16 protein-coding genes and 1 riboswitch are annotated in these 21,554 nt (G+C 67.0%); all 16 genes read right to left on the reverse strand.

All coding sequences use genetic code 11. The features are described from left to right. Window positions 1-20: 20 nt before the first annotated feature. The 16 genes from CLI93_RS02395 to CLI93_RS02470 all read right to left on the reverse strand — a co-directional run bounded on the left by CLI93_RS02395 (window position 21) and on the right by CLI93_RS02470 (window position 21,350). Window positions 21-824 (reverse strand): ABC transporter ATP-binding protein, encoded by an 804-nt coding sequence (locus tag CLI93_RS02395; RefSeq protein ID WP_095541249.1) that lies wholly within the window; start codon window positions 822-824, stop codon window positions 21-23. Continuing rightward, window positions 821-1,852, reverse strand: a complete 1,032-nt coding sequence (locus tag CLI93_RS02400) for a FecCD family ABC transporter permease (protein WP_095541248.1) — start codon at window positions 1,850-1,852, stop codon at window positions 821-823. The genes CLI93_RS02395 and CLI93_RS02400 overlap by 4 nt, the downstream gene beginning before the upstream one ends. Next, a complete protein-coding gene (locus CLI93_RS02405; protein WP_238945690.1) occupies window positions 1,849-2,901 on the reverse strand; it encodes an ABC transporter substrate-binding protein in 1,053 nt (350 codons plus the stop codon). Before CLI93_RS02405 ends, CLI93_RS02400 begins: the two co-directional genes overlap by 4 nt. Then, complete coding sequence (locus tag CLI93_RS02410) at window positions 2,898-5,120, reverse strand: TonB-dependent receptor (protein WP_095541247.1); 2,223 nt, start codon at window positions 5,118-5,120, stop codon at window positions 2,898-2,900. The genes CLI93_RS02405 and CLI93_RS02410 overlap by 4 nt, the downstream gene beginning before the upstream one ends. Before the next feature lie 151 nt (window positions 5,121-5,271). After that, window positions 5,272-5,457, reverse strand: a riboswitch (cobalamin riboswitch). A gap of 158 nt (window positions 5,458-5,615) precedes the next feature. Continuing rightward, window positions 5,616-6,305 carry a response regulator gene (locus CLI93_RS02415; protein ID WP_095541246.1) on the reverse strand — a complete coding sequence of 230 codons (690 nt, stop codon included), beginning with the start codon at window positions 6,303-6,305 and terminating at the stop codon, window positions 5,616-5,618. 112 nt (window positions 6,306-6,417) lie between these two features. Continuing rightward, a complete protein-coding gene (locus CLI93_RS02420) occupies window positions 6,418-8,547 on the reverse strand; it encodes a type IV pili methyl-accepting chemotaxis transducer N-terminal domain-containing protein (RefSeq protein ID WP_238946604.1) in 2,130 nt (709 codons plus the stop codon). A 73-nt stretch (window positions 8,548-8,620) separates the two neighbouring features. Next, window positions 8,621-9,148 carry a molybdopterin-guanine dinucleotide biosynthesis protein B gene (gene mobB, locus CLI93_RS02425; protein WP_095541245.1) on the reverse strand — a complete coding sequence of 176 codons (528 nt, stop codon included), beginning with the start codon at window positions 9,146-9,148 and terminating at the stop codon, window positions 8,621-8,623. Continuing rightward, on the reverse strand, window positions 9,136-9,831 hold the full coding sequence (locus CLI93_RS02430; RefSeq protein WP_420823094.1) for a carbonic anhydrase: 696 nt from the start codon (window positions 9,829-9,831) through the stop codon (window positions 9,136-9,138). The genes mobB and CLI93_RS02430 overlap by 13 nt, the downstream gene beginning before the upstream one ends. A 7-nt stretch (window positions 9,832-9,838) precedes the next feature. Further along, the gene (gene moaA / locus CLI93_RS02435) at window positions 9,839-10,867 is read right to left on the reverse strand and encodes a GTP 3',8-cyclase MoaA (RefSeq protein WP_095541405.1); all 1,029 of its coding nucleotides are present in this window, start codon (window positions 10,865-10,867) and stop codon (window positions 9,839-9,841) included. A gap of 8 nt (window positions 10,868-10,875) precedes the next feature. Then, window positions 10,876-11,655 (reverse strand): peptidylprolyl isomerase, encoded by a 780-nt coding sequence (locus CLI93_RS02440; protein ID WP_095541244.1) that lies wholly within the window; start codon window positions 11,653-11,655, stop codon window positions 10,876-10,878. 29 nt (window positions 11,656-11,684) lie between these two features. Beyond that, entirely contained in the window at window positions 11,685-12,368 is a 684-nt protein-coding gene (narI, locus tag CLI93_RS02445) for a respiratory nitrate reductase subunit gamma (RefSeq protein WP_095538883.1), read from the reverse strand. A gap of 26 nt (window positions 12,369-12,394) precedes the next feature. Next, window positions 12,395-13,141, reverse strand: a complete 747-nt coding sequence (gene narJ / locus CLI93_RS02450; protein ID WP_095541243.1) for a nitrate reductase molybdenum cofactor assembly chaperone — start codon at window positions 13,139-13,141, stop codon at window positions 12,395-12,397. A gap of 2 nt (window positions 13,142-13,143) precedes the next feature. Beyond that, window positions 13,144-14,700: a nitrate reductase subunit beta gene (gene narH, locus CLI93_RS02455; RefSeq protein WP_095541242.1), complete on the reverse strand. Its 1,557-nt coding sequence runs from the start codon at window positions 14,698-14,700 to the stop codon at window positions 13,144-13,146. Between the two features lie 85 nt (window positions 14,701-14,785). Next, window positions 14,786-18,469, reverse strand: coding sequence for a nitrate reductase subunit alpha (locus CLI93_RS02460; protein WP_095995644.1), 3,684 nt, complete (start codon window positions 18,467-18,469; stop codon window positions 14,786-14,788). A gap of 149 nt (window positions 18,470-18,618) precedes the next feature. After that, window positions 18,619-20,010 carry a NarK family nitrate/nitrite MFS transporter gene (locus CLI93_RS02465; protein WP_095541240.1) on the reverse strand — a complete coding sequence of 464 codons (1,392 nt, stop codon included), beginning with the start codon at window positions 20,008-20,010 and terminating at the stop codon, window positions 18,619-18,621. 113 nt (window positions 20,011-20,123) lie between these two features. Beyond that, window positions 20,124-21,350: an MFS transporter gene (locus tag CLI93_RS02470; protein ID WP_420823095.1), complete on the reverse strand. Its 1,227-nt coding sequence runs from the start codon at window positions 21,348-21,350 to the stop codon at window positions 20,124-20,126. Between the last annotated feature and the right edge of the window lie 204 nt (window positions 21,351-21,554).

Raw genomic sequence — 21,554 nt, forward strand, 5'->3', positions numbered from 1 at the left:
GTTGATGGATCGTGTTTTCCTCACGAGAGGGGCCATTGCGCGCGCAGCAGCACCTGCGGTGGCGTGCCGATGCGCTCAAAGCGCACACCAAAGTGCGCATCCAGGCGCTCGTCCAAGGCCAGCTCTGGGCCGCCGTCGAGCACGATGCGCCCCTGGGCCATGACGAGGATGCGCTCAAAGCACTGGAAAGCCAGCTCCAAATCGTGCATGACCACGACCACCAACTGCGCTCGCCCGCGCTGGGCAAGCGCGTGCACCAGCTCCAGGCGGTGGCGCACGTCCAGCGCCGCGCCCGGCTCATCGGCCAGCAAAATGGGCGGCTGCACCGCCAGCACGGTGGCCAACAGCACCCGCGCCTGCTCGCCGCCGGAGAGGCTGGACCAGCGCCGCAGCGCGAATGCGCCCAAGCCTTGCGCATGCAGCACTTGCGCCGGGCTTTTACCCAACTCGGGCCGCAGCGCCAGGCGCACCTGCACCAGCTCCTGCACCGTCAAATCCCAATGCGGTGTGAATTGCTGCGGCATATAGCCGATGTGGCGGGCCCGTTCGGCCACCGGCATGGCCGCCATCGGCCGGCCATGCAGCAGCACCTGCCCGGCATCGGGGGCGCTCAAGCCAGCCAGCACCGACAGCAGGCTGGACTTGCCCGCGCCATTGGGCCCCACCAGGGCCACGGCGCCGCGCGCTGGCAGCTGCACGTCGATGCCGGCCAGCACCTGGCGCTGCTGGCGACGCAGCAGCACACCATGCAAGGCCAGGGCCAGCGATGCAGGGCCAGCTTCAGGCTGAAGATCGGAGGCCAGCGCCGTGTTCACAACCGTCATTGCCGCAACCTCCGCGCCAGCAGGATGATGAAAAACGGCCCGCCCGCCAGGGCAGTGACCAGGCCCAGCGGCACTTCAGCCGGCGGCAGTACGGAGCGCGCCAGCGCATCGGCCAGGGTGACGACGATGGCACCGATCAGGGCCGAGGCGGGCAGCACGTGGCGGTGCAGCGCCCCGACCTGCCAGCGGGCGATGTGCGGCGCGGCCAGGCCCACGAAGGCCACCAACCCACCCCAGGCCACGGCCACGGCCACGATGAGCGCGCCGGCCACCACGGCCCAGGGCACGAAGCGCGCCACATTCAGGCCAAAGCCCTGCGCCAGCTGCGGCCCCAGGCCCAGCAGATCCAGCCCACGCGCGGTGCGCTGGGCCATGAAGGCGCAGCCCAGCGTGGCCGCCAGCAGCCCCAGCAGGCCGGGCCAGCTCGGCGTTTGGATGCCGCCAAGCATCCAGCTCATCACCACTTGCAGGCTGACGGTTTCGTCCGACAGCGCCAACATCAAAAACGAGCGCAGCGCGCCCAGCACGGCGGCAATGGCCACGCCGGCCAGCAGCATGCCGGCCGCATCCAACGCGCCCGCCACCCGGGCCACGCCCAGCACCAGCAGCGTCGCTCCCCAGGCACCGGCAAAGGCCAGCGCGGGCAGTAGCCAGGCACTGGGCAGGCCCAGCGGTACCAGCAGCGCCACGCTGGCGCCCAGCGCCGCGCCTCCTGAGGCCCCCAGCAGATAAGGCTCGGCCAACGGGTTGCGAAACACCCCTTGGAAGATGGCGCCCGACAGCCCCAGCAATGCCCCAACCAAGGCTGCGGCCAGCACGCGCGGCAGGCGCCATTGCAGCAGCAGGCGGCTGCTCAGGGCTTCGTCGCCGCCCAGCGCAGCCAGCACGGCCGCCGGGCTGGCCCAGCGGTGCCCGGCGCAGGCGGCCAGCAGCAGCGCCAGCGCCAACAGGGCTGCGCTCCCGTAGAGGAAACGCCGCCAGCGGGCCTGGGCGGGGGCTTCATCTGGCAAAGGATTGGGTTGGCTCATGGCGGCGTGGGCGCGGCCTGCGCTGCGCCGGGCAGCAGCTGGCCGGCGCGTTGCGGATGCAGGGCCTGGAACAGTTTTTCGATGCCGTCGATGGTGCGCGGGCCGGGGATGAGGAATTCGGCGCGCGCCACAGTCAGCGTGCGTCCGGCGCGCACGGCCGGCAGGTCGCGCCAGCCGGGGCTTTGCAGCAGCTCATCGAAGGCCGCCTGGGTGCCGGCAAACAGCAGCACCTCGGGCGCGGCGGCCAGCACGGCCTCGGGCGAGACCTGGGCCAACGGCCCCAGGCCTTGCAGGGCGTGGCGTGCGCCGGCAAGCTCGACGGCCTCGGCCGTGTAGCTGCCGGGCCGGGCCACCAGCAGCATGCCATTGCCCATGCGGCCGGTGATGAGCACGACGCTGGGCGCGGCCCCCGGCGGCACGCTGCGGGCGATGCGATCGAGCCGCGCCTGCAATTGCGCCGCCAGACACTGGCCGCGCTGCGGCACACCGGCGGCGCGGGCCACCAGGCGCAGGTTGTCCAGCACCTCGCCCACGGAGCGACTGAGCAAGACCATCACCGGCACGCCGATGCGCTGCATGGGCTCGACCAATTGGTGCGCCGCCTGGCGCGCCGGGGTGACGATGACCAGCTCGGGCGCCAGCGCGGTGACGGCATCGACCGAAAAGCCCAGCCGCCCGCCCACCTTGGGCAGGCCCAGCACGGCCTTGGGGTAGCGGGTGTAGTCCTCCACGCCGACGATGCGCCCGGCCAGGCCCAGGTAGGCCACCAGCTCGGTGTTGGAGGAAAAGATCGTCACGATGCGCTGCGGCGGGCGCGGCAGCGCCACATCGCGTCCCAGCGCATCGCGCAGCAGCACCGGGGCGCTGGCTGCGGGCTGGTCGGCCTGCTCATGCAGGCAGTGCGCCAGCCAGGGGCTGGTGCCGCTGGCTGGATCGGCTGCCGCCGCGCCGCTGGCCCAGGCAGGCCAAGCTGACCAGGCCAGCGCGAGCAGCAGCGCTGCGCACAGCCCGCGCAAAGCCGCCCTCCCCCTGCCGCGGCTGGCGCTCAAAAACGCGCCTCCAGGCCGAGCTGGAATTCGCGCCCGGGCATGGAAGTGCCGCAGCCGCCGTTCTGGAAGCGCCGGTCGGAGATGCAGGCCGCGCCGCGGTCGGTGGAGATGAAGATCGGGTGCTGGTTCTTGTCCAGCAGGTTGTTGACCGCCGCGAACAGGCGCAGGCTCTGGCTGAGCTGGTACTGGCCGCGCAGGTTCCAGACCGTGAAGCTGCCCTTGCGGTGCAGGAAGGCGCGGCGCGGCTCGGCCTGCGGGATCAGCAGCGACTCCTCCGTGTCGTACCACATCGGCCCGCGCAGAATGCCCGCCAGCTGCACATTCCAGGCGCCAGCTTGGCCCTCGCGGCCCTGGCCGTAGCGCAGCCCGGCCGAGAGCGCATGGCGGTACATGCGCTGCACGCGCTGACTTTCCAGCGCTGCAGCGGCGCCCTTGTCCTGCATGGTGAAGTGGTAGTAGCCGTGGCCAAACAGGCTCAGCGCCGGCGCACCCGCGCCCCAGCCCAGGGCCTGATCCAGGCGCAAGTGCGCGCTGGCCTCCAGGCCGCGCGCGACGATGTTGGCGCGGTTGTTGCCGTAGTCCGAAGTGTTGGTGCCCGGCCCGCGCGAGATGGTGATGATGCGATCACTGATGGTGTTCTGAAACAGCGCGCCATCGAGCCGCCAGGCCGCGCCCTGCCAGGTTGCGCCCACCTCCAGCTGGCGCGCGCGCTCGGGCTTGAGGTTCGGGTTGCCAAAGCTGCGCCCGCCGCCCAGCGCGGTGAAGTCAGCGGCCAGCTCGGTGGCCGTGGGCGCGCGAAAACCCGTGGCAGCCAGAGCCCGCAGACTGGTTTGCTCGCTCAAGCGATAGGTGGCGCCCAGCGACCAGGTCAGCGCGTCGTAAGAGCGCGCCGCAGCGCGCTGCGCGGCCAAATGCGGGGTATCGTCAAAGTGCGTGCGGCCCCAGGTCTTGCGCACGCCGCCGCGCAGCGTCAGGCGGTCATCGAGCAGACGCTGAGCGTCCTCGAAGTACAGCGCATGCACTTGCTCGGTCTGGTTGTAGTCGATGGGCGGCACCTGGCGGGCGGGGCCGCCGGGCACGGGCAGGCGCTCGCGCTGCGAGCGCAGCTTGCTGCGCTCGGTGTCGTAGCCCAGCAGCACATCGTTGCTGGGCGTGAGCGCCGCGCGTGCATGCAGGCGCGCTCCCGTGGCATTGAGGTTGCGGCGGTTGTAGTCGCGCGCCGTGCCCGGCGCAGGGTTATTGCCCGAGCGGATCACTGGCGAGGCCCAGTTGAACTCATCCACGTCCTTGAGGCGGTACAGGTGCGCCGTCCAGCCCAGACGCTGATCGGCGCTGGCGCCGTCATAAACCAGATCCAGCGAGCGATTGGAGCGGTTGTCCCGGCTCAAGGTGTTGGCGCCCGAGCCGCGAAAGCCCGCATCGAAGATGCCATCGGTGCGCAGGTTCACATCCAGCCGGTGCTGCTCGTGCAGCTGCCAGCCCCAGGCGACGCTGGCGCCACGGCGGCGCCAGGCGGTGTTTTCCATGCGGTGGCCCAGGCCGCTGTCGTAATCCTCGCGCCCACCGGCTGAGACGCCAACGAACCAATCCATGTTGCCGCTGGCGCCGCTGGTCTGCGCCTGGGCGTGGTACTGGCCCCAGGAGCCGCCGCGCAGCTGCACGCTGGCAGGCGGCTGGCCCTGGCCGCTTTTCATGATGACGTTGACGATGCCGCCCATGTTCTGGCTGCCGTACAGCACCGAGGCCGGGCCGCGCACGATCTCGATGCGCTCGACCTCGGCCGGGTTGAGCTTGGAGAGATTGGCCGTGCCCGCGCGGCGGCCATTGACCAGCACCAGCACCTGGCTGCGGAAGTCGCGCCCCTGGCCATCGGTGGCCGCGCCGCGCAGGTTCATCGAAGTCTGCGCCGCCGTCCACTCGCTGAAAAAGCCCACGGCGTGCTCGGCCAGCAAATCCGTCACCGAGCGCGCCGAAGAATGCTCGATCGCCTCGCGCCCGATCACCTGGGTCGTGCCGGCGATGCGGCTGCGCTCCTCGGGCCGCGCCGTGGCAGTGACGAACACTTCATCCAGCGTCGCCGCCCCATCGGCCGCAGCCTGCTGGGCCAGCGCTGGCGCGCACAGGCTGGCACAGGCCAGCGCCACGCCGGCCAGGCGGCCAGCAGCTCGATGATGGCCGGGCGCAGCAAAGCCCTGGCCCGATACAAAGAAACGGGTCATTGAATTTCCCCTTGCCGCGCCAACCCGCGCAGCCAATACACACTCAGCGCCCCGGCCCGCCGCCTTGCCAGGCCACGCGCCCTGCACGGGCGGCGGCTGAAGAAATAAGGGTGGCGGGCGCGCAAAGACGCCACCAGGGTGGTTTCGCAGCCGGTCTCCGGGCTCGTCCAGGCCGCAGGCGCGCATCAAGGCGACGCGCCTGCAGAACACCGCCGGGCCTTCCCATGGCGCAGGGCCACAGTGGCTGGCCCCGGCAGCGCGCAGCAGCCGGGGCCAGGGCGGATACAAGAACCTACCGTTGCGGGGGCAGCGCAGGCTTGGGCACACCTGCTTCCCGCCGGGCCTTGGGCAGCGCAGCGCAGGCCGCACGCCCCTCCAGGCCCGGCCGCCAGCGGCATGCCGGCGGACACTACGAAACACTGCGGCCGCGCGCACAGCAGCGTGCGGCCGCGCAAAAGGCGCGCATTGTAGTTCGATGAGAGTCTGTTCTCGATCTCAGTCGGGCTTGCCGCCCTCCTCATCGGCCAGGCCGTGCTCGACCACATAGACCGCGATTTGCACGCGGCTGTTGAGGTTGAGCTTCTTGAGCACGTTCTGCACATGAATCTTGACGGTGCTCTCGGTCACGTCCAGCTCGCGGGCGATGACTTTGTTGCTGGTGCCACGCGCCAGCAGGCGCGCCACCTGCACCTCGCGCGCCGTCAGGCGACTGCGCTGGGCATCGCCATCGGCAGGAGCTGCAGGCGCGGGCGGCGATGGGGGCTGATGACGAAATTGCTCGACCAGCTTGGCCGTCATGCCCGGGTCGATCACCGGCTCGCCCGCCACGGCGCGGCGGATGCCCTGCACCAGGGCTTCGGCGTCGATGTTTTTGAGGAGGTAGCCGCGCGCGCCACTGCGCAGCGCCTGCGCCAGCTCTTCACCCTCTTCAGAGACGGTGAGCACGATCACCGCACTCTCGGGCACGTCCTGCGAGAGCATTTGCAGAACTTCCAGCCCGCTGGGGCCGGGCATGTTCAGATCCAGCAGGATCACGTCCGGGCACAGCTCCTTGGCGCGCTTGAGGCCCTCGATGCCATCGGGCGCTTCACCTACAACTTCAAAGTCCTCCTGGCGCTTGAGCAGCAGGCGCAGGCCGGAGCGGAACAGGGTGTGATCATCAACAAGCAGAATGCGAATGGTCATGGATATATCGTGGTTTTTTATGTGTGCCGCCAGCCCGCACCCGCAGCAGTCAGCAGGCCAGAGCACTGGATTGGGCTGAGCGGCTGCGGCAAGCTGCGTTGAGCACTGCGCATCACGCTGGCTGGCGTTCGCTGGCAGGCAAGGTCAGTCGCACGCGCGCACCAGCGCCAGGGGCAGAGTCCAGCAACAGGTGCGCGTTCATGCGTGCGGCTCGCTCGCGCATGATGCGCATGCCCACATGGGCGTCACTGCGCGTGCTGACTTCCTCGGGGTCATAGCCCTGGCCATCGTCCTGCACATCCAGCGTGAAATCGCGCGCGTTGTCGATGCGCACGGAAACGCGCCGGGCCTGGGCATGCTTGCGCACGTTCGAGAGCGCCTCCTGCAGCAGAAACAGCACCTGCAGCTGCTGTTCGGGCGCCAGCGGCGCGCCCTGGGCATAGTGCAGCTCCAGCGCAATTTCACAGCCGCTTTGGCGGCGAAAGCGCTGTACGGTGTCCTCAATCAGCTCACAGAAGTCGCCCTGCTCGAGCTTGCTGCGAAAGTTGCTCAACAGCTCGCGCACATCCTGGTAGCTTTCCTCAACGCCGGTGCGCAAGAGCGGCAGGATTTCATCCACCTCCTGCGCGTCCTGGCGGCGCACGGCATCCTCTAGCAACTGCAATTGCAAGTTCAGAAAATTCAAGCCTTGCGCCAGGCTGTCGTGCAAGCCCTGGGCCACCAGGGAGCGCTCTTGCACGACCGCCAGCTCGCGCGCCTTGGCGTCCAGGCGGCGGTTTTCCAAGGCCACGCCCAGCAACTGGCCCAGCGACTGCAGCAACTGGCGCTGGGCCGGCTGCAGCTCGCGCGGGGCACGAAAATGCAGCGAGAACGAACCCAGCACTGCTTCGCGCGCGATGATGCGAAACACCGCCACGCTGGCAAAACCCTCATGACGGCAATTGGGCGCGGCCGCTTCCGGCAGATGCGAGAGATCGCGCACGAACAGCACTTGCTGCTGCAGCGTGGCCTGGCCACAGTGGCAGTCGCGCACCGGCATGCAGTGCTCGGCCTCGGTCAAGGCCGGCGACAGGCCCACCGCAGTCACCAGACTCAGGCGCTCGCTGCCGGAATCAAGCGTACGAATGCTGGCGCCCTGGGCCTCGAACTGGGCCGTCACCCGCTGCAAAAAGCCTTCGCACATGGCCTCGATGTCGTTGGGCTGATTCAAGAACGCGGCCATGTCGTACAGGGCGCCAATCTGGTGGTTCTGCGCGGCCAGGCGCGCGGTTTTCTCGGCCACGCGCTGCTCCAGGCCTTGATAGAGGCTTTGCAGCTCATCGGCCATCTGGTTGTAGCCCGCAGCCAGCAGGCCAAACTCATCGTTGCGTTGCACGGCCAGACGCGTGCCGAATTGATGCGCAGCCATGGATTGCAGACCTTCTCTCAGGCGCATGACCGGCGCGACGATCCAGCGATAAAGCAAGTAAATCATGGCCAGCGTGCCCAAAACGGCCAGCAGCAATAGAAGCCCTTGGGCCAGATTCAAGGCAGTGGTCTTGCGGGCGCTGTCCTGCTCAATCTGTGCGACCAGCGCCTCGGTGCGCAGCACCAGCTCGGGCAGCGCCGCCAGATAGGCGCCGGGCTCGCCGCTGCGCAAGGCCTGCTCGATCGCCGGGCGCGCCGTGTCCTGCCAGTACTGCTGCACGCGCGCGAACTCGCTGCGGATTGCCGGGGTTTGTGGCAACAGCAAGGGGCGCTGTGCGTCGCCCTGCTCGATTTGCTGCAGTGATTGCTGCAGCGCATCGGCCAGGCCGCGCACGTGGGCTGTCAAATCCATGCCGCCCTGCCCCATGGGGCGCGTTTGGCGCCACTGCGGCCCGGCGCGCAGCAGCTCCACGGCAATGCGATGCGCCTGCATGCGCAGGCTGCCCGTGTCATTGATGGCCGCTGCCGCGCCTTCGAGCCGCCAGGCCAGCCACAGGGTGGAGCCAATCATGCACAGCATCAGCACCAAGGCCAGCAGCGCCACGGCGACGATGCGCGCCACCAGGGGCTGTGCGGGCTTGCCTGACTGGCCATCGGCTTGCTGCCAAGGGCTGCTGCGGCCTGCCGTATCGGCCGCATCGGCCCCAGCAGCCGCTACGGGCGCGGCGCTGGCAGGCGGCGCGGCGTCTGGGCGCTCGCGGCCCGGCCCAGCCAGGGCCGCATCGGCCTCCAGTGCCGCCATCATTGCTGCCTTGCCCATTGCCGTGTGTGCCATCGCTTGCGTGTGTGCTGTGTGTATTGTGATCTGTGCCTGGGGGTGTCTGGATACCTGCTGCCGCGCGGCGCGCTCACGCCAGCTGCAGCTGCGCCAGAATGAAATCGAGCACCTGCTGCGGCGCATTCAGCGGCAGCCAGGGCAACGCCGCGCCGGGCGGCGGTGGCGCATCGCTGGCCACGGCAATGATGCCGCTGCCAGGCTGGATGTGCAGCGGCAGCTGCTGCAGCGCCGGGCGATAGACCTCCAGCTGGGCAATGGGTTGGCGCTTGAAGCCTTCGAGCAGCGTCAGATCTGCCGGGGCCAATCGCGCCAGTTGCTCGGCCAGCTCGGGCTCGGGCTGGCCGTGCAGCTCATGCATGATGGCAAAGCGCCAGGGCGAGGCGATCATGACCTCCTGCGCGCCGGCTGCGCGAAAGCGCGCGCTGTCCTTGCCTGGCGGCTCCAGCGTGATGTCGTGGTGACTGTGCTTGATGACGTTGACGCGCAAGCGGCGTGCGCGCAGCAGCGGCAGCATGGCTTCGATCAGCGTGGTCTTGCCGCTGCCGGAGCGGCCGACAATGCCCAGCACTTTCTGGCGCGCAGCGCTCATTTGCGGCATGGTGCAGTGCCAGCGCCGCTGCGGCCTGCGGTGGCGATGGCCTCCGTCACCGGCAGGAAGGCATCGACCCTGGGCGAGTAGGCCGAAAGGCTGCCCGAGGCCAGATCGAAATACCAGCCGTGCAGGCTGAGCGTGCCCTCCTCGGTGCGCCGCTGCACGGCAGGCAGGCGCTGCAGGTTCTGCAGCGAGATGATGATGGAAGCCTGCTCGCAGGCGCGGCGGCGCTCTTCGTCGCTGGCCTTGGGCAGTTGCTGCAGCACGCGCTCGCGGGCCGGCTCGGCAATGGCCATCCAGCTGCCGACGAAGTCGGCCGGCTGCGGCGCCTGGCCGCGGCCTTGCATCAGCGCGCGGATGCCGCCGCAGCCCGAATGCCCCAGCACGATGACGCGCTCGACCAGCAGCTCTTCAACAGCGAACTGAATGGCCGCCAGCACGCCCTGCGGGCCGATGTCGCCGCGCGGCGGCGGCACCAGATTGGCCACGTTGCGCATGGTGAAGATGTCGCCTGGGTCGCAGTCCAGCAAGATGGCCGGATCGACGCGCGAGTCGCAGCAGCCGATCAGCAGCGTGCTGGGGCGCTGGCCGTCGCGCAGGTCGCGGTACAGCTCGGGGGCCTCCTCGTAGTAATGCTGCTGAAAGCGCGTGAAGCCGTCGATGAATCGTTCGATTTTCTCTATGGGCATGGCGTGGCTATCCCCCGGTTTGCGACATGAAGCGCACGATGCGCTGCGGTGCGCTGTGGAACTCGTGCCGCTCGGGCTTGGCGGCAATGCCGGCGCGGATGGCCGCCAGCAGCTGCGCATCGTCCGCACCCTGGCGCAGCATGCGGCCCAGCGGCACGCTGTCCTCCTGGCCCAGGCACAGGTGCAAAGTGCCATCGACCGTCAGGCGCACGCGGTTGCAGGTGGCGCAAAAATGCTGCGACATGGGGGTGATCACGCCCAGCGCGGGCGCCCCCTGGCCGGCCGCCCAGTAGCGCGCCGGGCCGCCATCGCCAATGTCCAGCGCCGGCACCAGGCCAAAGCGCTGGGCCAGGCGCGCACCCATTTGCGTGAGGTCGGCCGGCTGGAACTGGCGCCCGCTCTCGCCCATGGGCATGGTCTCGATCAGCCGCAGGATGAAGCCGCTGGCCAGCGTATAGGCCAGCATGCGGGCCACCTCGGGCTCGGGCGTCTGGGCATGTACGACGCAATTGAGCTTGATCGGCGCGAAGCCGGCCTGGCGCGCGGCGTTGAGGCCGGCCAGCACGTCCTGCAGGCAATCGCGCCCGGTGATCTGCGCAAAGGTGGCGGCATCGAGCGAATCGAGGCTGACATTCAGGCGCTTGACGCCAGCGGCCTTGAGGCCGGCGGCATGGCGCGCCAGCATGGTGCCATTGGTGGACAGCGAGAGATCGCGCACCTGCGGCATGCGACCAATGCGCTCGGCCAGCTCGACCACGCCACGGCGCGTGAGCGGCTCGCCGCCGGTCAGGCGCACCTTGTTCACGCCCAGCTGCACGAACAGGCCAACAAGCCGCGCCATTTCGGCGTGGCTGAGCCAGTTGGCCGGCTCCTCAAAGCCCTTGAAATCCTTGGGCATGCAGTAGTTGCAGCGCAGGTCACAGCGGTCGGTGACGGACACGCGCAGATAGTGGATGCGGCGGCCAAAGCCGTCGATCAGCTGGGCCTGGCCGCAGGCGCTGGCCGAGGCGTCGTCATGGGGGGGCAGAGGTGTCATCGTGGCGTTCATGGCGGGCTTTGCCTGCTGGTGTCGGGCGCCATGATACGGTCTTCGCCCAATTGTTCGCCCAGGTCAATGCCTTCGATCTGGGCGCGCGCCACCAACACCTTGGTGTATTGGCGCCAGGCGGTGTCGCGCCCCATGGCTGTGAGCACCTGGGCAATGTCGCCGGCCACGTCCTCATAGGGCCGCAGCCGCCCTGGCACGCTGCGCGCCACGCGCACGATGTGCAGGCCATGGCGCGAGTGCACCAGCCTGGGGTGCACGGTGCCGGCCGGGATGGCGAAGAGCACTTTTTCAAACTCAGGCACGGTATCGCCCCGACCCAGCTGTCCCAGGCTGCCGCCCACGGCCGCCGAAGGGCAGTTGGAGTAGCGGCGCGCCAACTCGGCAAAGCGCTCAGGCTCGGCCCGCGCACGCTCGAGCACGTCCTCGGCCTGCAGCGTCAGGGCCTGCAGCGGCACTTTGGGCGTGACCTGGAACAGGATGTGCTCGGCCTCGACGCAGGCGCCCACGGTGAAGCGCTCAGGGTGGCGCTCGTAAAAGCGCCGACAGTCGGCCTCGCTGGGCGCCGGGCTGGGGGCCTGGCGCTCCAGCAGCTCGCCGATGGCCTGCTCCTCGTCATCCGTGTCGATCTGCAGGCGCTGCGCCTCATCGAGCAGCACGCGCCGCAGGATGCGCGCCAGCACAGCCTGGTGCAGCGGGTTGTCGCTGTCTTGGTGCCGGGGCAGCTCCTGCTCGACTTCCGCATCCAGCAGCTCGACGCCGTTGACGGTGATGGGCATGGGGCACTCCTCTGCTCAAATGACGGGATTCAGCGCGGGCGCACCAGCTGCCAGGCGCGGCCCAGGTAGGCCACGCTGGCAAAGCCGCTCCAGACGTGCACCATGCGGGTGAAGGGGAAGATCAGGAAGAAGCTCAGCCCCATGAAGATGTGCAGCCTGAAGAGGATGTGCGTCTCGGTCAGGAAGTTGGCCGCCTCGCCACGGAAGGTCATGATGTGCTGGGCCCATTGCATCAGCAGCACCATTTCGTGCCCGTCCAGGTGGTCCATGCTGACGAAGATGGTCGACAGGCCCAGCAGCAGCGTCACCAGCAGCCACACCAGCACCAGCTTGTCGCGCCAGGTGCTGTTGGCTGCCAGGCGGTCGCACATCAGGCGGCGGTGCAGCAGCAACAGCAGGCCCACCAGCGCCATGCCGCCGAAGATGCCGCCGGCGGTCATGGCGAAGATCTGCTTGGCGCCGTGGCTGACGCCCAGCATGTCCCAGACCCACAGCGGCGTGAGCAGGCCAAACAGGTGGCCGAAGAACACCGCCAGCACGCCGACGTGAAACAGGATATTGCCCAGCCGCAACTGGCCGCGGTAGAGCAGCTGGCTCGACTCGCTCTTCCACGAGTACTGCTCGCGGTCAAAGCGCACCAGGCTGCCCAGCAGGAAGACAGCCAAACAGATATAGGGGTAGATGCCGAATATGAATTGGTGAAAGGTGTTCATGGGGGCGCTCCTTGTCGCGGTCTCCGTCAGCTGGCCTGCGCAGGCTTGCGGCCTGCGGCCACGGCGGCCTTGGGGTAGAACTGGATGGTGCTCTCCAGGCTGGGCTTGAGCAGCGGCTCCAGCCCGGCGGCGTCAGGGCCGAAGGTCTCCATGGCCTCGTCCATGTCGCGCACCGGCGGCTCGACCAGTGGCTGCGGCGCCACCGGGCTGAGCGCTACCAGCGCATCAAGCACTGCGGCATAGGGCGAGCCGCTGGCGTGCAGGCGCGTGGCAATGTGCGCCACCACGTGCACCAGGTCGCCCAGCAGCTTGCGTGCGTGCGCATCGGGCACGTGCGAGAAGTACTCCAGCAGCGCCGGCAGGTAGTCCGGCAGCTCCTCATCGCCCAGCTCGAAGCCATGCTGGCGGTACTCCTCCAGCAGATCGACCATGGCCGAGCCACGATCGCGGTCTTCGCCATAGACGTACTCAAAGATGTAGAGCGCGTGCTGGCGGTTGTGGTCGAAGGTGCGCACATAGGCTTCCTGCAGCTGGCGCAGGCTGTGGCCCTGCAGGTGGTCCAGAAGGCCGTGCAGCGCCGCGTGGTGGGCCTGCAGCTCGGGCCAGCCCGCCAGCATGGCGCGCAGCTGCGGCAAGGCTTCGATCAGCTCGGCCTCGGGGTAGCACAGCAGGGCCGAGCACCATTTGTAGAACGGGTTGGCCGGGGTCTGCAGCAGGGCAGCGTCGGCCTCGGCGCGGGCGTCCTGGGCGGGGGCGTGAAGGGTTTGAGCCATGGTCAGTGCACCCCCTCTTGCCGGTTCTTTTCAATGTCCTTGCGGCGATCGACAAAGATGATGGGCGCGGTCTTGCGCTTGCCAAACAGGTTCTCGCTGCCGCCGCCGGAGCAGCCGTTGCCGAAGCTGAAGCCGCAGGCGCCTTTTTCGTCGAAGCTGTCCTCGACCAGCTCGCGGTGGCTGCTGGGGATGACGAAGCGGTCCTCATAGTTGGCGATGGCCATGATCTGGTACATGTCCTCGACCATCTCGGGCGTCAGGCCCGTGCCGACCAACGCCTGCAGCGCCTGCTGGCCGTGCACGACTTGGGCGCGCTTGAAGCGGCGCATGGCGATCATGCGCTCCAGCGCCAGCTTGATGGGCTCGATCTTGCCGGCCGTCAGCAGGTTGGCCAGATAGCGCAGCGGGATGCGCATTTCATCCACGCTGGGGATGATGCCGCTCTCACCCACCAGGCCGTTTTCCATGGCCGATTGGATCGGCGAGAGTGGCGGGATGTACCAGACCATGGGCAGGGTGCGGTATTCGGGGTGCAGCGGAAAGGCCACCTTCCACTGCATGGCCATTTTGTAGACCGGCGAAGCCTTGGCCGCGTCCAGCCAGCTCTGGCTGATGCCCTGGCGCAGCGCCTCGCGCTGTACCTGCGGGTCGTGCGGATCGAGGAACATGTCCAGCTGGGCCTGGTAGAGATCCTGCGGGTTCTCCACGCTGGCGGCCTGCTCGATGCGGTCGGCGTCGTACAGCAGCACGCCCAGATAGCGGATGCGGCCCACGCAGGTCTCCGAGCAGATGGTGGGCTGGCCGACCTCGACGCGCGGATAGCAGAAGATGCACTTCTCGGCCTTGCCCGAAGTCCAGTTGTAGTAGATCTTCTTGTAGGGGCAGCCGGAGATGCACATGCGCCAACCGCGGCACTTGTCCTGGTCGATCAGCACGATGCCGTCGTCCTCGCGCTTGTAGATGCTGCCCGAGGGGCAGGAGGCCACGCAGGCCGGGTTCAGGCAGTGCTCGCACAGGCGCGGCAGGTACATCATGAAGGTCTGCTCGAAGGCCGAGAGCATGTCCTTCTGGATGCCCTCGAACAGCGCGTCCTTGGCGCGCTTTTCGAACTCGCCGCCCAGGTCGTCCTCCCAGTTCGGGCCCCATTCGACCTTGTCCATCTTCTTGCCGGTCAGCACCGAGATGGGCCGCGCCGTGGGCGCGGTCTTCATGCGCGGCGCGTTCTGCAGGTGCTCGTAGTCGTAGGTGAAGGGCTCGTAGTAGTCGTCGATCTGCGGCAGATTGGGGTTGGCAAAAATGTTGGCCAGGATCTTGAGCTTGCCGCCTTGCCGGGGCACGAGCTTGCCATTGGGCCGGCGTTCCCAGCCGCCCTGCCACTTCTGCTGGTTCTCCCATTCCTTGGGGTAGCCGATGCCCGGCTTGGTCTCGACGTTGTTGAACCAGGCGTACTCCACGCCATCGCGGCTGGTCCACACGTTCTTGCAGGTCACCGAGCAGGTGTGGCAGCCAATGCATTTGTCCAGGTTCAAGACCATGCCGACTTGTGCTCTGATTTTCATGGTGGGGTTCCTTTGTGTCGTTCTTGCCGCACCGCCCGCAGACCGGGGCGGGGCGGTGCCATAGCGTGAGAAAAGCACTGGCCCATCAGGCCGGCTCGTCCATCCAATCGACCTTGTTCATCTTGCGCACGATGACCCACTCGTCGCGGTTGCTGCCCACGGTGCCGTAGTAGTTGAAGCTGTAAGCCAGCTGGGCATAGCCGCCGATCATGTGCGTGGGGTTGAGCACGGCCTTCGTGACGGAGTTGTGGATGCCGCCACGGATGCCGGTGCTTTCCGCCGCAGGGGTGTGCACCAGCTTTTCCTGCGCGTGGTACATCAGGATCATGGTCTCTGGGATGCGCTGGCTGACCACGACACGGCAGGCAATGGCGCCGTTGAGGTTGAACACCTCCACCCAGTCGTTGTCCACCAGGCCGGCGCGCTTGGCGTCGGCCTCGGACACCCACACGTGCGGGCCGCCGCGCGAGAGCGTGAGCATGCGGATGTTTTCCGAATACGTGCTGTGGATGCCCCACTTCTGGTGCGGAGTGAGGAAGTTCAGCGTGATCTCCGGGTTGCCGTTGGGCTTTTTGCCCAGCAGTTTCTTGGTGGTCTTGGTGTCCACCGCTGGGCGGTAGACGCAGAAGCCAGCGCCGAAATTGCGCATCCACTGGTGATCCTGATAGAACTGCTGCCGGCCGGTGAGGGTGCGCCACGGAATCAGCTCATGCACGTTGGTGTAGCCGGCGTTGTAGCAAACCTCCTCGCTCTCCACGCCCGACCAAATGGGCGAGGTGACGATCTTGCGCGGCTGCGCCACGATGTCGCGAAAGCGGATGGCCGTGTGCTCGCTGCTGTTGATCAGGTGGGTGTGGTCGCGCCCGGTGGCCTTGCTCAGCGCCTGCCAGGCCTTTTTGGCCACGTGGCCATTGGTCTCGGGCGCCAGCGTCAGGATCATTTCAGCCGCCTCGATGGCCGTATCGATCCTGGGCTGGCCCTTGCCTGCGCCATCGGGCTGCACGCCATTGAGCTTGCGCAGGAAGTCCACCTCATGCTTGGTGTCCCAGGCCATGCCCTTGCCGTTGTTGTTGACCTTCTCCAGCAGCGGGCCGACAGAGGTGTATTTTTCGTAGATGGCGCCGTAGTCGCGCTCCACCACCGTGATGGCCGGCATGGTCTTGCCGGGGATGGGATCGCACTCGCCGAGCTTCCAGTCCTTGGGGTCAAAGGGCTGGCCCAGCTCCTGCGGGCTGTCGTGCATCAGCGGGGTCAGCACGATGTCCTTGCGCACGCCCAGATAGTCCCCAGCCAGCTCGCTGAATTTCTTGGCCAGGCCCTTGTAGATCTCCCAATCCGAGCGGCTTTGCCACAGCGGCTGCACGGCCTCGGTCAGCGGGTGGATGAAGGGGTGCATGTCGGAGGTGTTGAGGTCGTCCTTCTCGTACCAGGTGGCAGTGGGGAAGATCACGTCCGCATACAGGCAGGTGGTGTTCATGCGGAAGTCCAGCAGCGTGAACAAGTCCAGCTTGCCTTCTGCGGCGGGGCGCACCTTGACTTGCTCGGGCTTGATGCAGTCGGCCTCATCGCTCATCAGGCCGCTTTGCGTGCCCAGCAGGTACTTGAGCAGGTACTCCACGCCCTTGCCCGACGAGCCCAGCAGGTTGGAGCGCCAGATGAACATGTTGCGCGGGAAGTTCTTCGGGTTGTCCGGGTCGTTGCAGGACATGTCCAGCGTGCCTTCCTTCAACCCTTTGACGACATAGTCCGCCGCCGACATGCCAGCGGCCTCGGCCTGGTCGGCCAGATCCAGCGGGTTGGTCTCCAGCTGCGGCGCGCTGGGCAGCCAGCCCATGCGCTCGGCCTTGGCGTTGTAGTCGATGGCGGCCATGTTGGCCCATGCCGGATCGGTGCCCGGGGCCAGCAGCTCTGCCGCAGAGAGCTTTTCATGCCGCCACTGGCTCGAATGCGCATACCAGAACGAAGTGCCGTTCATCTGCCGCACGGGCCGGTGCCAGTCGGTGGCGAAGGCCAGGGGCAGCCAGCCGCTTTGCGGGCGCAGCTTCTCCTGGCCCACGTAGTGGCACCAGCCGCCGCCGGATTTGCCGATGGTGCCGCACATCATCAGCATGTTGATCAGGCCGCGGTAGTTCATGTCCAGGTGGTACCAGTGGTTCAGGCCCGCGCCCACGATCACCATGCTGCGGCCTTTGGTGTCGTGCGCGTTCTGGGCAAACTCGCGCGCGACCTGGATCACCAGCTCAGGCTTGACGCCGGTGTGCTTCTCCTGCCATTTGGGGGTGTAGGGTTTGTCGTCGTAGTAGTCCTTGGCGGCGTTGCCGTCGCCCAGGCCGTTGTCCACGCCGTATTGCGCCACCAGCAGATCAAACACGGTGGCCACCAGTTGCGTGCTGCCGTCGGCCAGCGTCACGCGCTTGACGGGCACCTTGCGGTAGATCACATCATCGTGCTCGCCGCCGTAGTAGGCAAAGCCGACCTGCACAATGTCGTCGGCGAGCGCCTTCAGGCTCATGGCCGCATGCACATCCTGGCCCTGGCCGCTGTGCTGCCCGCGCGTCTCCAGATTCCACTTGCCGCTGCCATCCCAGCGAAAGCCGATCGAGCCATTGGGCGCGCACAGGCTGTCGGTCAGCTCGTTCCACACCAGGGTTTTCCACTCCGGGTTTTTGTCTTCGCCCAGGTTGCCATCGAGCTGCGAGGCGCGCAGCGTGTACTCCGGTCGGTAGCCCCGGCCATCGTCCTTGAGGCACACCAGCATGGGCATGTCGGTCAGGCGGCGGCAGTAATCCTGGAAGTAATCCGAAGGATTGTCGATGTGAAATTCCTTGAGGATGACGTGGCCCATGGTCATGGCCAGCGCCGCATCCGTGCCCTGGCGCGGGGCCAGCCAGATGTCGCCGAACTTGGCCATTTCGCCAAAGTCCGAAGAAATGGCCACCGTCTTGGTGCCCTTGTAGCGCACCTCGGTGTAGAAGTGCGCATCGGGCGTGCGCGTCATGGGCACGTTCGAGCCCCAGACCAGCAGGTAATTGGCGTTGTACCAGTCCGCAGCCTCGGCCACGTCGGTCTGCTCGCCCCAGGTCTGAGGGCTGGCCGGCGGCAGATCGCAGTACCAGTCGTAGAACGACAGCGGCACGCCGCCAATCAGCCCCAGGTAGCGCGCCCCGGAGGCGTAACTGACCATGGACATGGCAGGAATGGGCGAGAAGCCAATGACGCGATCGGGGCCGTATCGCTTGATGGTGTAGGCATTGGCCGCGGCCACCAGCTCATAGGCCTCGTCCCAGGTGGTGCGCACGAAGCCGCCCATGCCGCGCTGGGATTTGTAGGACTGGGCGCGCCCAGGGTCTTCGACGATCCAGGCCCAGGCGGCGATCGGATCCATGCTCTTGCGCGCCTGGCGCCACAGCTCGGCCAGCGCGCCGCGCATCATCGGGTACTTGATGCGCTGGGCCGAATACACGTACCAGCTGTAGGAGGCGCCGCGCGGGCAGCCGCGCGGCTCGTGGTTGGGCAGATCGGGGCGTGTGCGGGGGTAGTCGGTCTGCTGCATCTCCCAGGTGATCACGCCGTTCTTGACGAACACCTTCCAACTGCACGAGCCGGTGCAGTTCACCCCATGGGTCGAGCGCACCACCTTGTCGTGCGCCCAGCGGCTGCGGTAGGCATCCTCCCAGCCGCGGTCTTCCTCCACCAGCATGCCGTGCCCGCCCGAGAACGACTCACGCCTTTTCTTGAAAAATGTCAGACGGTCCAGAAAGTGGCTCATTGTTTTCTCTCCATGGGTTGCCAGATCGTGGGCCTGGCAGGTCTCATCGTTGGGTTCATCCACTGTAGAAGTCTTCGCGGCCGGCCGCCATTGCCCAGTGGCACGACAGCCCGCAGTCAAAGTGACTAGTCACTGCCAAGGCCATTGGCTCAACACGGCACGGGCGCGTTGCGGCGCGCGTAGAACCACCAGGTCACTAGCACGCAGGACACATAGAACGCGATGAAGCCGTACAGCGCCGCCTGCGCGCCGCCGGTCATGGCCAGCGAGGAGCCAAAGCTGCGCGGGATGAAAAATCCGCCATAGGCGCCGATGGCGCCGGAAAAGCCCAGCACCGCCGCCGACTCGCGCGCCGCATCGGTCAGGGCCTGCTTTTGCGCCGCCGCGTCGCGGCTCTTGGCCGCCTCGGTGTGCTGGTGCAAAAAGATCACCGGGATCATGCGGAAGGTCGAGCCATTGCCCACGCCGGTGAGGGCAAACAGCACGATGAACATGGCCAGGAAGCCGCCAAAGTGCCCGCCCTGGCCGCCCTGGCCGGGCAGAAAGGCCAGCACGCCCAGCACCGCAGCGACCATGCCGATGAAAGTCCACAGCGTCACGCGCGCGCCACCGAGCTTGTCCGACACCCAGCCGCCCAGCGGCCGCGTGAGCGAACCCACCAGCGGGCCCAAAAAGGCATAGGCGGTGGGGTTGACCTCGGGAAACAGCGTCTTGGTCAGCATGGCAAAGCCCGCCGAGAAGCCGATGAAGGAGCCGAAGGTGCCGATGTAGAGCCAGCACATCAGCCAGTTGTGCTTGCGCTTGAAAATCACCGCCTGGTCGGCGAAAGAGGACTTGGCATCGGCAATGTCGTTCATGCCGAACCAGGCCGCCACCGCCATCACGGCGATGGGCACAACCCAGATGAAGCCGGCGTTCTGCAGCCAGATGGGCGCGGCCTGCGGGTTGCCCTGGGGCACGTAGGGCTGGCCGCCCAGCGCGCCGAACACGCCCACGCCGATGATCATCGGCACCACGAACTGCACCAGCGACACGCCCAGGTTGCCAATGCCCGCGTTCAGGCCCGTGGCCAGGCCCTTCTTGGCCTTGGGGAAGAAGAAGCTGATGTTGGCCATGCTGGAGCTGAAGTTGCCGCCGCCAAAGCCGCACAGCAGCGCCAAAATCAGCAGCGTGGTGTAGCTGGTGTCCGGGTTGCGCAGCGCAAAACCCATGCCCAGCGCCGGGATCAGCAGCGAGGCGGTGGAAATGGCCGTCCAGCGCCGCCCGCCAAAAATCGGCACCAAAAAGGAATAGAACACGCGCAGCGTCGCCCCCGACAGCGCCGGCAGCGCCGTGAGCCAGAACATCTGGTCCTTGGTGAAGCTAAAGCCGGCCTTGTCCAGATTCACCACCACCACGCTCCACAGCATCCAGATGCTGAAGGCCAGCATCAGCGCCGGGATGGAGATGATCAGGTTGCAGTAGGCAATGCGCTGGCCGGTGCTTTGCCAGAAGGCCGGGTCTTCCGGCTCCCAGCGGGTCAATACGGACGAAGAGGACATGGGGCTTGTTTCCAGAAATGAAGAAAGACGGTTTCGGCCATCAGGCATCAGGGATCAGGGCCTGCTCCAAAACTTGCTGCCAGTGGCAAGGGTTTGAACAGGCGGCTTACTGCTCACTGGCGGCGAAAGCTGTAGTGCATGCAGATCAGCGACACGCACACCGTGCCGTACAGCAACATGAAGGCGCTGGAGCGGATGCCGGTGAAGTCCAGCAGCGCGCCGAACATGATGGGCAGGATGAAGCCGCCCAGGCCACCGGCCAGGCCGACGATGCCCGAGACTGCGCCGATGTTGTCCGTGAACTCGTCGGAGATGAACTTGAACACCGAGGCCTTGCCGATGGCCATGGCAATGCCCACGATGAACAGCAGCGCCGTGAACACCCACACATTCAGGCCGATGTGAAAGCTCACCGGGCCATTGACGCCCTGCATCGTGAAGTCCGTCTGCGGGTAGCTCAGGATGAAGAAGCACACCCAGCACACCCACATCACCCACCAGGTGGTCTGGTAGGCGCCATAGCGGTCGGAGATCCAGCCGCCCAGCGCGCGCAGCACGCCTCCAGGCAGTGAGAAGCAAGCCGCCAGAACCCCGGCCAGCTCGATGCTGAAGCCGTACTCGCCGATGTAGTACTTGGTCATCCACAGCGCCAGCGCCACATAGCCGCCGAACACCACCGAGTAGTACTGGCAATAGCGCAGCACGCGCGGATCCTTGAGCAGCGCCAGCTGCTCGCGCAGGCTGACATTGCTCTGCACCACATGCTGCGGGTTGCTGGCCGAGAACAGCCAGAACACGATGGCCGTCACCAACAGCGCCACGGCATACACCTTGGGCACGATCACCCAGGCCCCGCCCGCGGCGGCAATCAGCGAAGGCGCCAGCAGCTTGGTCAGCGCCGAGCCAGAATTACCCGCGCCGAACACCCCCATCGCCAAGCCCTGGCGGTGCTTGGGAAACCAGCGCGCCACATACGGCGTACCCACCGAGAACGAGCCGCCGGTCAGGCCCACGAACAGGCCCAGCACCAGGAACTGCCAAAACTCGGTCGCATAGGCCAGCAGCCACACTGGCACCACCGCCACCATCATCAGCGCGAAGAACACGATGCGCCCGCCATAGCGGTCCGTCCAGATGCCCAGCGGCACCCGCACCAGCGAGCCGGTCAGCACCGGCGTGGCCGCCAGCAGGCCAAACTGCGTCTCCGTCAGGTTCAGCTGCTCCTTGATCGGAATGCCCAGCACGGCAAACACCATCCACACCGCAAAGCAGATCGTGAAGGCAAAAGTGCTGGACAGCAGCACACTCATGGCAGTTCGGGACTGTGGGGCAGAGTTCATGGTCGGGACTCTTCTTCTTTCGACACAACGAAGGGGCAAGGCGGCAAGCCGATTCACGCGCTGCTTGCCCAATGGCATAGACAAGGCTTGCAGCGTAGGGGCTGGCCCACGACCTGCCAATCCGCCGTCCGCACAGCCGCACACACCCAAAGTGACTAGTCACTTTTTCCCGCCCGCCGCACACCTGAAGGCACCCGCCACACC

This window comes from Vandammella animalimorsus (genome assembly GCF_002288875.1).
GTDB classification, from domain to species: Bacteria; Pseudomonadota; Gammaproteobacteria; order Burkholderiales; family Burkholderiaceae_C; genus Lampropedia; species Lampropedia animalimorsus.

What these genes read in the sequence shown, in the direction of transcription:
- CLI93_RS02400 (WP_095541248.1), bottom strand. Translation starts at nt 1,852, where the DNA reads ATGAGCCAACCCAATCCTTTGCCAGATGAAGCCCCCGCCCAGGCCCGC.
- CLI93_RS02410 (WP_095541247.1), bottom strand. Translation starts at nt 5,120, where the DNA reads ATGACCCGTTTCTTTGTATCGGGCCAGGGCTTTGCTGCGCCCGGCCAT.
- CLI93_RS02395 (WP_095541249.1), bottom strand. Translation starts at nt 824, where the DNA reads ATGACGGTTGTGAACACGGCGCTGGCCTCCGATCTTCAGCCTGAAGCT.
- narI (WP_095538883.1), bottom strand. Translation starts at nt 12,368, where the DNA reads ATGAACACCTTTCACCAATTCATATTCGGCATCTACCCCTATATCTGT.
- CLI93_RS02415 (WP_095541246.1), bottom strand. Translation starts at nt 6,305, where the DNA reads ATGACCATTCGCATTCTGCTTGTTGATGATCACACCCTGTTCCGCTCC.
- mobB (WP_095541245.1), bottom strand. Translation starts at nt 9,148, where the DNA reads ATGCCGCAAATGAGCGCTGCGCGCCAGAAAGTGCTGGGCATTGTCGGC.
- narH (WP_095541242.1), bottom strand. Translation starts at nt 14,700, where the DNA reads ATGAAAATCAGAGCACAAGTCGGCATGGTCTTGAACCTGGACAAATGC.
- CLI93_RS02440 (WP_095541244.1), bottom strand. Translation starts at nt 11,655, where the DNA reads ATGCCCATCACCGTCAACGGCGTCGAGCTGCTGGATGCGGAAGTCGAG.
- narJ (WP_095541243.1), bottom strand. Translation starts at nt 13,141, where the DNA reads ATGGCTCAAACCCTTCACGCCCCCGCCCAGGACGCCCGCGCCGAGGCC.
- CLI93_RS02470 (WP_420823095.1), bottom strand. Translation starts at nt 21,350, where the DNA reads ATGAACTCTGCCCCACAGTCCCGAACTGCCATGAGTGTGCTGCTGTCC.
- CLI93_RS02420 (WP_238946604.1), bottom strand. Translation starts at nt 8,547, where the DNA reads ATGGCACACACGGCAATGGGCAAGGCAGCAATGATGGCGGCACTGGAG.
- CLI93_RS02465 (WP_095541240.1), bottom strand. Translation starts at nt 20,010, where the DNA reads ATGTCCTCTTCGTCCGTATTGACCCGCTGGGAGCCGGAAGACCCGGCC.
- CLI93_RS02460 (WP_095995644.1), bottom strand. Translation starts at nt 18,469, where the DNA reads ATGAGCCACTTTCTGGACCGTCTGACATTTTTCAAGAAAAGGCGTGAG.
- moaA (WP_095541405.1), bottom strand. Translation starts at nt 10,867, where the DNA reads ATGACACCTCTGCCCCCCCATGACGACGCCTCGGCCAGCGCCTGCGGC.
- CLI93_RS02430 (WP_420823094.1), bottom strand. Translation starts at nt 9,831, where the DNA reads ATGCCCATAGAGAAAATCGAACGATTCATCGACGGCTTCACGCGCTTT.